The 13,454-nt window shown below is 37.2% G+C and carries 11 protein-coding genes; 8 read left to right on the top strand and 3 right to left on the bottom strand.

What is annotated here, in order from left to right:
* Positions 1-50 precede the first annotated feature (50 nt).
* Together glnE and AC1M9K_RS10705 are read left to right on the top strand one after the other, a co-directional pair.
* Positions 51-2,792 (top strand): bifunctional [glutamate--ammonia ligase]-adenylyl-L-tyrosine phosphorylase/[glutamate--ammonia-ligase] adenylyltransferase, encoded by a 2,742-nt coding sequence (glnE, locus tag AC1M9K_RS10710; protein ID WP_481589251.1) that lies wholly within the window; start codon positions 51-53, stop codon positions 2,790-2,792.
* Between the two features lie 34 nt (positions 2,793-2,826).
* A complete protein-coding gene (locus AC1M9K_RS10705; RefSeq protein ID WP_035265589.1) occupies positions 2,827-3,753 on the top strand; it encodes a branched-chain amino acid transaminase in 927 nt (308 codons plus the stop codon).
* A gap of 37 nt (positions 3,754-3,790) precedes the next feature.
* Here AC1M9K_RS10705 and AC1M9K_RS10700 read toward each other — a convergent pair whose 3' ends face one another.
* Entirely contained in the window at positions 3,791-4,960 is a 1,170-nt protein-coding gene (locus tag AC1M9K_RS10700) for a nucleotide sugar dehydrogenase (RefSeq protein ID WP_092767591.1), read from the bottom strand.
* 168 nt (positions 4,961-5,128) lie between these two features.
* Between AC1M9K_RS10700 and AC1M9K_RS10695 the strand changes: the two genes are divergently transcribed.
* From AC1M9K_RS10695 to AC1M9K_RS10670, 6 genes are all read left to right on the top strand, one after another.
* Complete coding sequence (locus tag AC1M9K_RS10695; RefSeq protein WP_092767589.1) at positions 5,129-5,899, top strand: glycosyltransferase; 771 nt, start codon at positions 5,129-5,131, stop codon at positions 5,897-5,899.
* Between the two features lie 11 nt (positions 5,900-5,910).
* Positions 5,911-7,521, top strand: a complete 1,611-nt coding sequence (locus AC1M9K_RS10690; protein ID WP_481589275.1) for a glycosyltransferase family 2 protein — start codon at positions 5,911-5,913, stop codon at positions 7,519-7,521.
* On the top strand, positions 7,518-8,492 hold the full coding sequence (locus AC1M9K_RS10685; protein ID WP_092767587.1) for a glycosyltransferase: 975 nt from the start codon (positions 7,518-7,520) through the stop codon (positions 8,490-8,492). The genes AC1M9K_RS10690 and AC1M9K_RS10685 overlap by 4 nt, the downstream gene beginning before the upstream one ends.
* A gap of 235 nt (positions 8,493-8,727) precedes the next feature.
* On the top strand, positions 8,728-9,492 hold the full coding sequence (locus tag AC1M9K_RS10680; RefSeq protein ID WP_481587166.1) for a glycosyltransferase family 25 protein: 765 nt from the start codon (positions 8,728-8,730) through the stop codon (positions 9,490-9,492).
* 7 nt (positions 9,493-9,499) lie between these two features.
* A complete protein-coding gene (locus AC1M9K_RS10675) occupies positions 9,500-10,291 on the top strand; it encodes a glycosyltransferase family 25 protein (protein WP_481589250.1) in 792 nt (263 codons plus the stop codon).
* A gap of 11 nt (positions 10,292-10,302) precedes the next feature.
* A complete protein-coding gene (locus tag AC1M9K_RS10670) occupies positions 10,303-11,214 on the top strand; it encodes a hypothetical protein (RefSeq protein ID WP_481589249.1) in 912 nt (303 codons plus the stop codon).
* A gap of 114 nt (positions 11,215-11,328) precedes the next feature.
* Here the strand turns inward: AC1M9K_RS10670 and AC1M9K_RS10665 are convergent, their stop codons facing one another.
* Positions 11,329-11,544, bottom strand: coding sequence for a hypothetical protein (locus AC1M9K_RS10665; RefSeq protein ID WP_035265580.1), 216 nt, complete (start codon positions 11,542-11,544; stop codon positions 11,329-11,331).
* A 107-nt stretch (positions 11,545-11,651) separates the two neighbouring features.
* Positions 11,652-13,436 (bottom strand): aspartate--tRNA ligase, encoded by a 1,785-nt coding sequence (gene aspS, locus AC1M9K_RS10660; protein ID WP_180028273.1) that lies wholly within the window; start codon positions 13,434-13,436, stop codon positions 11,652-11,654.
* Positions 13,437-13,454: the final 18 nt, after the last annotated feature.

Genomic DNA, 13,454 nt, shown 5'->3' with positions numbered 1-13,454 from the left:
CGTAAGGACTGATATAAAAGAGTTTTAGATTTATTCAGGCTTTTTTTCAAATGAATGCTGATCAGTTGCAAAAAACTCTTAGAGCCAGTCAATACGCGGAACAAGTTTATAATTTACATCAAACATTATTAGAACAAGATTATTCATCTGATCAATTTAATAAATTTTTAAGTACTGAACAAATCTATCACATTGTACAAAAAGAACTTGCTGACATTCAGGATGAAAAAGAATGGATGCAAAAAATTCGAATTTTGCGAGCACGTTTAATGTTTCGGTGGATTTGGCAGGATGCGAACCGCCTCATTTCAGTTATTACATTGACTCGTGAGCTTTCAGACTTTGCCGATGCCAGTATTGATGCAGCCAAAAGCTTCGCTTATCGTCCATTGCAAGCCAAACATGGAGAGCCGATCGGCTATAACGGTAAGCTTCAAGACCTTATCGTGATTGCAATGGGTAAATTGGGGGCTCAGGAACTTAATTTATCCAGTGATATTGATCTTATATTTGCCTTCGATGAGCAAGGTGAAACCAATGGTCGTAAATGTATTGATGTTCAGCAATTTTGCATCCTTTGGGGGCAAAAAATTATTTATTTGTTGGAACATATCACCGCAGATGGATTTGTATTCCGAGTGGATATGCGATTACGACCATGGGGTGATGGTTCAGCACTTGCAATCAGTCATGCGGCACTCGAAAAGTATCTCAGTCAACATGGGCGTGAGTGGGAGCGTTATGCATGGATAAAGGCGCGTATTGTTACAGGAGGAAAGGAAGGGGATGAGCTTCTGGAAATGACTCGACCTTTTGTATTCCGCCGTTATGTGGACTACACTGCTTTTGCAGCGATGCGTGAAATGAAAGCGATGATTGAGCGTGAAGTTCAACGTAGAAATATTGAAGATGATATTAAACTTGGTGCAGGTGGTATTCGTGAAGTCGAGTTTATCGTTCAAGTTTTCCAGTTGATTTATGGTGGTTCAAAACTTGAGCTACAAGACCGTCAATGTTTAGTGAGTCTACATCATTTGGGGGTTGTTGGATTACTTGAACCTGAAGTGGTGGATGAGCTTGAAAATGCTTATTTATTCTTGCGTCGTGTGGAACATGCCATTCAAGCGTTGAACGACCAACAAACTCAATCACTGCCTACAGAACCTGACCAAAGAAATCGCATCGTAGAGACACTTGGATTTGAGAGTTGGGATGCTTTCTTAAATGTGCTCAATGATCAGCGCGCTATAGTAACTTATCAGTTTGAGCATTTAATTAAAGAAAAAGAAGTAGATCCATTGGTTGAAAGCTTTAGCCAAATAGAGCAGCAATTGAATGAAGTTTTAGATGAGTCTGCTAAAAATTTGGTTCGTGAATTTTGGTATGGACATGCCATCAAAAAATTACCCGCTAAAGCAGTTAATCGTTTAAAAGAGTTTTGGCCTCATCTGATTCAAGCTGTTCTCGAATCGGATAATCCACAAGTCGCTTTGGTAAGACTCATGCCACTGGTTGAATCTGTGATGCGGCGAACAGTCTATCTGGTGATGTTAATTGAAAGTAAAGGAGCATTACAGCGACTCGTTAAAATGGCGACTGTAAGCCCATGGATTTGTGAAGAGTTAACTCATTATCCAGTTTTACTCGATGAGTTTTTATCGATGGATTTTGAGTTACCTAAACGCCAAGATTTGGAGGATTCACTCAGACAGCAGCTGCTGCGTATTGAAATTGATCAAGTGGAAGATCAAATGCGCGTATTGCGCTTATTTAAAAAATCGAATGTTTTGACTGTAGCAGCAAGTGATGTATTGGCTGAAAGTCCACTGATGCGTGTGTCTGATGCGCTCACCGATATTGCTGAGGTTTCAGTTCAAGCAACTTTGAATTTAGCATATCAAATTACAGCAAAAAAACATGGTTACCCAGTAGATGCAGATGGTCAACGTTGTTCAAAAAATCATATGGCATTCAGTGTCATTGGGTATGGGAAATTAGGCGGTATTGAACTTGGGTATGGTTCAGACCTTGATTTAGTCTTTATCCACTATATGGATGAGCAGGCAGATACAGATGGCTTGAAACCAATTAGTGGTTTTGAATTTGCGATGCGTGTTGGGCAAAAGCTCATGTCGCTGATGACAACCCAAACTTTAGATGGTCGTGTGTATGAGATTGATACACGATTGCGTCCTTCAGGAGAAGCTGGGCTTCTCGTCACAAGCCTTAAGGCTTTTGAGCAATACCAACTTAAAAATGCATGGCTTTGGGAGCATCAAGCGATTGTTCGTGCGCGTAGTATAGCGGGTGAGCAAAGCTTAAGAGAAAAGTTTGAGGAATTACGCTGTCGTATTTTAACTTTGCCTCGAAATGAAGAAACGGTGAGAGCAGAAGTGCTAAAAATGCGTCAAAAAATGAAAGACCATTTAGGCTCATCAAATGAGCAAAAAAAAGATGGAATTTTTCATTTAAAACAGGATGCAGGTGGTATCGTTGATATCGAATTTATGGCACAGTATGCAGTATTAGCATGGAGTGGGACGAATCCTGATCTCGCCCATTACTCCGACAATGTACGAATCCTTGAGGATGCCGCAAAAACTGGCTGCTTATCCAGCGCCGATGCGACAGCATTGATTCAAGCTTATCTCCGTGAACGTGCCGAGAGTCATCGTTTAGCCCTTGCAAATCAATCCATGCAAGTGAGTGCTGCGAATTGGCTCGATACCCGTAAGGTCGTTTGCAAGCTATGGCAAAGATTAATAGATCCAACTGCATCAGTAGTTGGATAGAAATGACTGTGTATAAAAATTTGGAGTTTAGGTCATGAATTTGGCTGATCGTGATGGTTTTATTTGGCAAGATGGACAATTAGTTGATTGGCGTGAAGCAAAAACTCACGTCTTAACACACACTTTACACTACAGTATGGGTGTGTTTGAGGGTGTCCGTGCCTACGAAACTCCGAATGGAACGGCAATTTTCCGTTTAAAAGAACACACTAAACGTCTTTTAAACTCTGCCAAAATTTATCAAATGAAAGTTCCGTTTGATCAGGCGGCATTAGAACAAGCTCAAATTGATGTGGTGCGTGAAAATAAATTAGCTTCTTGCTATTTACGTCCAATTATCTTTATTGGTTCGGAAAAGCTAGGTATTGCAGCGACGGATAATACAATTCATGCAGTGGTTGCTGCGTGGAGCTGGGGCGCTTACCTTGGTGAAGAAGCAATGGCGAAGGGTATTCGTGTAAAAACTTCTTCTTTTACACACCATCACCCTAACGTGACGATGTGTAAGGCGAAAGCATCAGGAAACTATACGCTGTCTATTTTGGCACACCAAGAAGTTGCGCACTCAGGTTATGACGAAGCAATGTTACTTGATCCTCAAGGTTATGTGTGTCAAGGTTCAGGTGAAAACGTATTCTTAGTGCGTGATGGCGTGATTCATACCCCTGATATCGCTGGTGGTGCTCTTGATGGTATTACTCGTCAAACCATTATTACGATTGCGAAAGACCTTGGATATGACGTTGTAGAGCGCCGTATCACACGTGATGAATTCTATATCGCTGATGAGGCATTTTTTACAGGTACAGCGGCAGAAGTAACGCCAATCCGTGAATATGATGATCGTCAAATCGGTGAAGGTGTTCGTGGTCCAATCACAACACAAATCCAAAAAGCATACTTCGATGCCGTACAAGGTAAAGATCCTAAATATGCTCACTGGTTAACATATGTGAAGTAATTAATGCTTTGAAAAAAGGACTCAATTGAGTCCTTTTTTAATCATCTTTACCAAAAATATCTCTGGTATACACTTTATCTGCAACATCATTTAGTTTATCGCAATGACGATTACTAATAATTAAATCTGCTCTTTTTTTAAATTCTTCCAGTGTTTTGATGATTTTTGAGTTTTGAAATTTTTTCTCTGAAAGTGTGGGTTCGTAAATAATGATCTTGATTCCTTGTGCTTTGAGACGACGCATAACACCTTGTATTGCTGACGATCGAAAATTGTCTGAACCACTTTTCATGACCAAACGATATATCCCAACAACGCTAGGGCATCTCTCCAAAATAGACTGTGCAATAAAATCTTTGCGAGTAATATTCGCATCTACAATGGCTTGAATTAAATTGCTTGGAACTTGGTCGTAGTTGGCGAGTAATTGTTTAGTATCTTTAGGAAGACAATATCCGCCGTAACCGAATGATGGATTGTTATAAAATTTACCAATTCGAGGATCTAAACAAACACCCTCGATCATTTGGCGAGTGTCCAATCGGTATATTTGAGCGTAAGTATCTAGTTCATTGAAGAATGCAACGCGCATAGCTAAATAGGTGTTTGCAAAAAGTTTGATTGCTTCTGCCTCGGTGGAGTCAGTGAACAAGACTGGACAATCTTTTTTATAAGCACCCTCTATGAGCATGTTTGCAAATTGATGTGCTCGTTCAGAATTTTCACCCATTATAATTCTTGAAGGATATAAGTTATCCAGCAATGCTTTTCCTTCTCTGAGAAACTCAGGTGAAAATATAATATTCTGTGTTTCAAATTTACTTTTTAGTTGTTGGGTGTAACCTACAGGAACTGTCGATTTGATAATGATCGTCGCTAATGGATTGATACTTAAAATCTCAGTGATCACAGATTCAACACTTGAAGTGTCAAAATAATTGGTTGTAGGGTCATAATCAGTTGGTGTCGCAATAAGAATATAGTCTGTCTGAAAATATGCATCCACAGCATTAGTTGTTGCTTTAAAGTTTAATGGTTTATTACTTAGAAAATCAGAGATTTCTGTGTCTTGTATAGGTGAGATTTTCTTGTTCAATAAATTTACTTTATTTTGATCAATGTCTAAGGCGGTGACTTCATGATGTTGCGCTAAAATCATCGCATTTGAGAGACCGACGTACCCAGTGCCGACAATAGTAATTTTCATTATTTTAGTTCAAGCCAGATTAAATTTAATTTGACAAAATAGGGTTTCTAAGACGTGACAATTTAATGAAGATTTGATTTCAATTTTGACGAGTTTGAATTCTTATCGTTCAAGAATATTTTAACTCTGTGGTATGATGCAGCTATTGATTCGGTGGAATAAAACGGCATGTCAATACATGAAAACAATGTCTTATTAGAAGAAGAGATTGCACAAGAACAGAACATTGTTTTGTGTATGAAGTGGGGAACCAAATATGGTTCTGAGTATGTGAATCGTCTTTACAATATGGTGAAACGACACACGACTGTTGATTTCCAGATGGTTTGTCTCACTGACCGTACAGAAGGAATTGATCCAAATGTTAAATGCTTTCCTATTCCACCGTTAGCATTGCCTGAAGGCGCGCCTGAGCGTGGTTGGAACAAACTTTCAACTTTTGAGCCTGACTTATATGGCTTAAAGGGTAACGCGCTATTTTTAGATTTGGATGTTGTTATCGTTGATAACATGGATGATTTTTTCACTTATCCAGGTGATTTTTTAATTATTCACGACTGGAAACGACCATGGCGAATCACAGGTAATAGCTCAGTATATCGTTTTAAATTGGGCGCTTTCCCTGGATTATTACCATATTTTCGTGAGAACTTTGATGAGATCCGAAAAAAATTCCGTAATGAACAAGCCTATTTGTCATGGTATGTAGATAAACATGCGAAGCAAACCTATTGGCCAGATAGCTGGTGTAAAAGTTATAAATATCACTGTTTACAAAAAATCCCAATGGCGTTTTTTAAGCCACCAGTAAAACCTGAAGGTGCTAAAATTATTATTTTCCATGGTGAGATTAATCCACCTGATGCTGTGAATGGTGGCGGTGGTAAATGGTACCGCTATGTGTTGCCAAGTCAATGGATTAAGGATGCTTGGCGCTAAACATGGAAATGTTGAATAGACAAGAAAGAGCATACCGTTTATCTGTTGTGATGATGGTAAAAAATGAGGCTGAAAATTTAGCAGTTAGTTTACCTGCATTGCGTGGTTGGGTAGATGAAATCATTGTGCTTGATTCTGGAAGTACTGATCACGGACGTGAACTGGTCGAAGCTGCTGGCGGTCAATGGTTTGTGAATACAGATTGGCCTGGTTTTGGTAAACAGCGTCAATTGGCGCAAAGCTATGCGACTGGTGATTGGATTCTAGCGTTGGATGCTGATGAAGAAATTACTGAAGAATTAAAGCAAAGCATTTTAAAAGTTATCCAAAACCAACCTGCAAATATCGTTTATGGAATTAAACGCGTTGATTGTGTTTTTGGACATGAGATTGACAATCGTTATTGGTCAATAAAAGCGCATTGGCGTTTATATCCTAAATCATTTCAATATAACGATAATTTAGTGCATGAATCTATTGTTTTGAATCAAGCTAGAACAGAAACATTGAATGGATTCATGTTGCATCATACTGCACCTACACCAGAATTTTTACTCAGCAAAAGACTCCAATACGCGAAAGCGTGGGCAGTTGATCGTTTTAATCGTGGAAAATCAACTTCATCATTTGCAATTTTACTGCATGCATTCTGGGCATTTATAAAACAATATATTGTAGATGGTCGTTTTTTGAAAGGCCGCTATGGTTTTTTATACTCGTTAATATTTGCGCAATATACTTTTAATAAATATGCAATTTTGTATGATCTACATCATAACAATGCCGAAGGAAAGTTTGTTGCTGAACATCAAGCATTGCAGAATCTAACTTCAATCGAGCTTGGGACAGAAAAAAGATCGACTTTATCATTGGTGATTATTTTAAAAAATGAGTCAAGACATTTGGCAGATTGCTTAGATAGTGTGGTTGATCTCGTGGATGAAATTGTCATTCTAGATTCAGGAAGCACGGACAATACTCGAGAAATTTCTGATCGTTACGGTGCAAAATGGTTTGTAAATACTGATTGGAAAGGTTTTGGTAAGCAACGTCAATTGGCTCAAAGTTATGCCACTCAAGATTATGTGTTGGTTCTGGATCCAGATGAGCGATTGGATCAACCTTTACGTGACTCGATTGCAGAAATTCTAAAGCACCCAGTACAGTATGATCGAGTGTTTAGTTTGGCGCGAGTGAATTTATTCTGTGGTGTTGAAGTTCAAAAACGAGGCTGGTACACCGACAAACTTGCAAGACTTTATTCACGTGAGCATTTTAAGTATTCAGATTTAGAAGTGCATGAATCTTTAGACCAAAAAGGGGTTTCAGCACAATGTTTGCCAGGTTATTTGGCTCATTTGACCAACGATGATTTACACCATTTCTTGCTCAAAAATGTTCGATATAGTCATGATTGGGCAAAAGATAAGTTTAAAAATGGAAAAAAAGTCAGTTTAATTGCCTTAATATTTCGATCAATATTTTCATTTATTCGAGAATATATTATCCGAGGTGATTTTGTTGGTGGAGCATATGGATTATTTTTGGCAATCGCTTCGATGGGATACACCTTTAATAAATACGTGATGCTTTGGCAAATGAATCAAGAGAAGAATAAATGAATATTGTAATCGCAAATATGTCGACGATTCCAGTTTTTGCTTACGGTGGAACGGAGCGAGTTATTTGGGATTTAGCAAAAAAATTAGTCGAGTTCGGTCATAAAGTCACATTTATCGTCCCGAAGGGCTCAACTTGTGATTTTGCAGAAGTTATTGAAATTGATCCTTTTAAATCTTGGAGTCAATTAATTCCTGAAAATACAGATATCGTTCATTTTCAATTCCAACCTAAAAACCTTGAAATTGATATACCTTATGTTGTGACAGAACATGGTAATGCTCAAGTGGGTGATTTGTTAGATAGAAATACTATTTTTGTTTCAAAAAATCATGCAGAGAGACATCAGTCGAACAGTTTTGTTTATAACGGCCTCGATTGGTCAAATTATGGTAATGTGAATTGGAAAGCCAAGCGTGATTATTATCATTTCTTAGGTAAAGCGGCTTGGCGTTTAAAGAATGTCAAAGGTGCGATCAATGTTGCTTTAAAAGCGAAGCAAAAATTAGATGTATTGGGTGGTGACCGCTTTAATTTTAAACGAGGCATACGCTTAACATTTTCTCCAAATATTCGTTTTCATGGTATGGTGGGCGGTCAAGAAAAACTCGCACTATTAAATGGTTCAAAAGGTTTGATTTTTCCAGTGCGTTGGCATGAACCATTTGGTTTAGCGATTATCGAAAGTATGTATTTCGGGTGTCCAGTTTTTTCAACGCCTTATGGGGCTATTCCAGAATTAGTTCCTCATTTTTGTGGAAAACTTTCACCTCAAACCGATGAGTTAGTCGATGCTATTTTGAATCAGAAATATGATCCTTTACAGTGCCACGAACATGTTAAAGAATATTTTAATGCTGAAAAAATGATGTATGGATATTTAGAAAAATATCAAATGGCTGTTGAGGGTAAAGCATTTAATTATCAAGCTCCATCATTATTGAAAGATAGCACTCATTTAGATTGGCATTAAAAATGCTAAACTCTCATGTAGTTTTTAAATGTATTGCAAATGTTCTAATGTGTAATTAGACAAACTAGAAAAACTAACTTTTATGGATAGATATTTTTTTAATTAATCTAAATTAAAGTATAATGTATATGTTTTTTTCATACTAGAACTGTTGAATGTGAAATTTATTAACAACCATAATCTATTAACTTTTTTTATTTTATAAGCTTAGTAAAAAGTAGATCCCCAATTTTATATGAAGAGTTTTGTTATAAGTTTACCTTCTGCTCATGAGCGAAGGAGTCATATCACTGAGGAATTTCACGCAAAAAAAATTGATTTTGAGTTTTTTGACGCTCTAACTCCCGATTTAGCCTACGAAATTATAAAATCCGATTTTGATTTTTTTGACCTGACTAAAATTAGTGAAGGTGAATTGGCGTGTGCATTGAGCCATATTACTGTTTGGAAGAAAGCGCTGAATGATGGTTTGGATTATGTTGCGATCTTTGAAGATGACATTTTTTTAACTGAAGATGCATCATTATTTTTAAAGGATAGTAGTTGGTTAGAACAAAATATAGATATTTTAAAGATTGAAACTTTCTTCGAGAGAGTAATTTTAAAAAAATCAAAATTAAGTAAAGAAAAACATGTAATAAGTGAGCTAAAAACAGATCACTTTGGGGCTGCGGGATATATACTTTCGAAAAAAGCCATAAAGAATATTCTAAACTATATTCAGCATCAAACAACGTTGAAACCATTGGATCACATACTATTCTCTGATTTGCTTAAACACAATGATTATATTGTTTATCAGTTGGAACCTGCGATTTGTATACAAGAGAAAGTTCTCAAGCAAGAAATTACGCTCGTTAGTTCGCTAGATGCTTTCCGCAACAATTTTAAAGTACCAAAACAAATGTTGAGCATTGATCAAAAAATCAAACGAGAATTTCTTCGTTTGATTCATAAGTTGAGGCTATGTTTGTTTGCTAGAAAAGTAGAGTTTAAGTAGCTGAATTATGAAAAATTTTGTTATTAGCTTAGAGACTGCTAAGAGCCGACGTGAACACATAAGCATTGAATTCAATCGTCAAAATGTTGGTTTTGAGTTTTTTAATGCGATTACACCTGATTCTAGTCAGAAATCGATTAACTTATTAGATCTAAATTTTCAAAAGACAGAGCTTACAGAAGGTGAAATAGCTTGCTTATTGAGTCACCTCACTTTGTGGAAAAAAGCAGTTGATGAGCAATTTGATTTTATTACTATATTTGAAGATGATGTTTACCTGGGTCAAGAGAGTCATCTACTTTTAGAGAATTATAATTGGATACCAAAAGATACACATATAATCAAACTTGAAGTTTTCTCAAAAAAAATAAAAATGGCTTATCAAAAGCAAGCTATAGTACCTGGTAAACGAGCGTTGTATCAGCTGAATGGTATACACTTAGGTTGTGCTGGCTATATTTTATCTAGAAAGGCTTGTGAACAATTATTGCAATATGCTCGAAGTCTTGATGAAATGGTGGCTGTTGATCATATAGTTTTTGAATTATTTGATCAGTCAATTCAGTATACTCCATATCAATTAAGTCCTGGGTTGTGTATTCAAAGCGATATATTAAAGCCTACACAAAAAGAAATTTTTGAAAGTAGTTTAGAGCAGAATCGTCGTAAGCGTTTTGATATTCAAGTACAGCATATCAAGCAGAAATTGACGTTTAAACAAAAGGTTGTACGGGAGTGGTTTAGACTCATTCAGCAACTGTTGGATGTATATCAGCACCGAACAATTAAGTTTAAATAGGAAAAATATCGATGGGTGATGAGAAGGTTATTCTAGCTGCTGCTACAGGTTACAGTGTTTCTCAAATTTTAGCGTTCATAAACTCTTTAGATCATACTGGATTTGATGGTGAACTTGTTTTAATCATTTATCGTAAACAATTAGAAGAATATAGAAAACACTTAAAGCATATTCAACACTACACTATTAATTACCAATTTAGTTCTATGGGTAAGCTACACTATCGTAATAATTATGTTGGATTACACAAACATAAGTTGGCACGACGTTGCGCCACTCTGTTTTTTCAATTTGTAGCTAAAATTCCAATGCAAGGTTGGAAAGAAATCGCTTTGAACTATGCGAGTTATCCTCATGTAGGTCGTTTCTTTGAGTATCAAAAAGCGATTCGACTTCGTCCAAATGCTCAAAAAATTCTTTTATCTGATATTCGGGATGTAATTTTCCAAGCTCCACCACTTGATGGCATCGTACATGGATTGTATGTCGGGATGGAAAAACAAAAGGTTAAATTAAAGGATGAGGCTTATAACGCTGACTGGATTAAAGATGCATACGGTGTAGAAGTCTTAGAGCAAATGGGAATGCAGCAGATTTCATGTTCAGGAGTAAGCTATGGTGATCGAGAGTCAATGCTTGCTTATATTCAGTTAATGATAAGTGAGTTTTGTAATATTCCATATAAAATCATGTCGAATCGAATTTATGATCAAGCCATGCATAATAAGTTGATATTCGATGGTCGTATACCCAATATTCAATTCTGCCAACCCAATGATTCCAATATAATAACTTTAGGGTTATTTTCGCAAGAAGAGATATCTTTGTTAGATGGCAAAATAGTCAATAAAGATCAATCTGTGATTCCTATAGTGCACCAATATGATCGACATAAGTTTTTATTAAAAATTTTAAACCCTTAAGTATTTAATTTATATTTAAAAATTAATAATTTATTGATAATAGGTGAATCTTGTTAGATGAATACTGACTTAATTTAAGCAAGAGAAGAATGAAGAGGGAAGTAAGCTCAATGCTTATTTATCCGCATTTCCTTTAATCACCATATAAATAAGTGCGGCGATTGAACCAAAAGCTGCAATAAAACTACTCGTACTAAAGAACACGATACGCTGATAAGTGGTGAGGTTAAATAATTGTTCATTCAAGATATAACGCATAAATGCCCATTGCACGATGCAAAATACAATAATAATGATTGTATGACGACGAACATCAGGACGCATAGCCATATGAATGAACTCTTAAATATTTTCTGAGATTATGCCATTTTTGAGCGTTTATCTCAATGAAATAAAAACCCTGCAGTTGCAGGGTTTTTATTTAGATCAACAAAACGTTATTCTTGTGATTCAGCTTTTGGTTTTTCACGTAAGCGAATACCAAGATCACGAAGTTGAGTTGATTCAACTGGTGCAGGAGCTTGTGTTAAAGGACATTCCGCGGTTTTCGTTTTCGGGAATGCAATCACATCACGAATAGAAGAACCACCTGTCATTAACATCACAAGACGGTCTAAACCGAATGCTAAACCACCGTGTGGAGGTGCACCATAACGTAAAGCGTTCAATAAGAAGCTGAATTTTTCTTCTGCTTCTTCTTCACCAATACCTAAAGCTTCAAAAATTGCTTTTTGCATTTCTAGGTTGTGAATACGAAGTGAACCACCACCGATTTCAGTACCGTTAAGCACCATATCGTAAGCTACAGATAATGCTGCACCTGGGTTGTTCTTCACTTCTTCTACGCTAGATTTAGGCAGCGTGAATGGGTGGTGAACAGAGGTCCATTTGCCATCATCAGTTTCTTCAAACATTGGGAAATCAACAACCCAAAGTGGTGCCCACTCGCAAGTTGCCATCTTCATGTCATGACCGACTTTGATACGTAAAGCACCCATTGCATCGTTTACAACTTTCGCTTTATCTGCACCGAAGAATACGATATCGCCATTTTCAGCACCCACACGTTTTAATAGATCAAGAACGATTGGCTCGATGAATTTCACGATAGGAGATTGTAAGCCTTCAATGCCTTTTTCCAGCTCATTGACTTTAATATAAGCTAAACCTTTTGCACCGTAGATACCTACAAACTTAGTGTACTCGTCGATTTGGCTACGTGGAAGAGAGCCTGCACCCGGTACGCGAAGCGCAACAATACGACCTTTAGGATCTTTAGCAGGACCTGCGAATACTTTGAACTCTACATCTTGCATTAAATCTGCAACGTCAACGAGTTTAAGTGGAATACGTAAGTCAGGCTTGTCAGATGCATAGTCACGCATTGCATCTGCATAGGTCATACGTGGGAACCTATCAAATTGAACATTAAGAAGTTCTTTAAACATCTTAACTGTTAAACGTTCCATTAAATCCATAATGTCATCGTCACTCATGAACGATGTTTCAACGTCGATTTGTGTGAATTCAGGCTGACGGTCAGCACGTAAGTCTTCGTCACGGAAACATTTAGCAATTTGGTAATAACGATCAATACCACCCACCATTAACAATTGTTTAAACAACTGTGGTGATTGCGGAAGAGCGTAGAAACTACCATTTGATACACGGCTTGGAACTAAATAGTCACGCGCACCCTCAGGAGTCGCACGTGTCAAAATAGGTGTTTCAACGTCTAAAAATCCATTTTCTTCGAAATAGTTACGAATAAGGTTTGTTAATTTAGAGCGGAAACGTAAACGCTCTAACATTTCTGGACGACGAATGTCCAAGAAACGATACTTCAAACGAATTTCTTCTGAAATATTAGTATTATCATCATTTAATGGAAATGGTGGAGTTTCAGACGCTGCTAGAACTTCAATTTCTTTACCTAATACTTCGATTTGACCACTCACCATGTTGGCATTTTCAGTACCAGCATAACGACGGCGAACGCGACCAGTAATTTTTAAAACAAATTCAGAACGAGCTTTATCAGCTGTTTCGAAAGCTTCTGGTGTATCAGGATCAATAACCACTTGAACTAGACCATCACGGTCACGCATATCAAGGAAAATTACACCACCGTGGTCACGGCGACGGTGTACCCATCCGCAAAGTGTAACGGTTTGATCAATTTGAGCTTCGGTTAATGAACCGCAGTAATGAGTTCGCATCATAGCGTTAAAAATCCAACT

It is taken from the genome of Acinetobacter sp. 24-47-67 (assembly GCF_056779735.1).
Note: the sequence above shows the minus strand (reverse complement) of the source record. Positions and strands in the feature narration are given on the sequence as shown.

Coding starts and splice junctions, on each gene's coding strand:
- AC1M9K_RS10680 (WP_481587166.1), top strand. CDS start 8,728: ATGAAGAGTTTTGTTATAAGTTTACCTTCTGCTCATGAGCGAAGGAGT.
- AC1M9K_RS10665 (WP_035265580.1), bottom strand. CDS start 11,544: ATGGCTATGCGTCCTGATGTTCGTCGTCATACAATCATTATTATTGTA.
- AC1M9K_RS10705 (WP_035265589.1), top strand. CDS start 2,827: ATGAATTTGGCTGATCGTGATGGTTTTATTTGGCAAGATGGACAATTA.
- AC1M9K_RS10670 (WP_481589249.1), top strand. CDS start 10,303: ATGGGTGATGAGAAGGTTATTCTAGCTGCTGCTACAGGTTACAGTGTT.
- AC1M9K_RS10685 (WP_092767587.1), top strand. CDS start 7,518: ATGAATATTGTAATCGCAAATATGTCGACGATTCCAGTTTTTGCTTAC.
- AC1M9K_RS10700 (WP_092767591.1), bottom strand. CDS start 4,960: ATGAAAATTACTATTGTCGGCACTGGGTACGTCGGTCTCTCAAATGCG.
- AC1M9K_RS10675 (WP_481589250.1), top strand. CDS start 9,500: ATGAAAAATTTTGTTATTAGCTTAGAGACTGCTAAGAGCCGACGTGAA.
- glnE (WP_481589251.1), top strand. CDS start 51: ATGAATGCTGATCAGTTGCAAAAAACTCTTAGAGCCAGTCAATACGCG.
- AC1M9K_RS10695 (WP_092767589.1), top strand. CDS start 5,129: ATGTCAATACATGAAAACAATGTCTTATTAGAAGAAGAGATTGCACAA.
- aspS (WP_180028273.1), bottom strand. CDS start 13,436: ATGATGCGAACTCATTACTGCGGTTCATTAACCGAAGCTCAAATTGAT.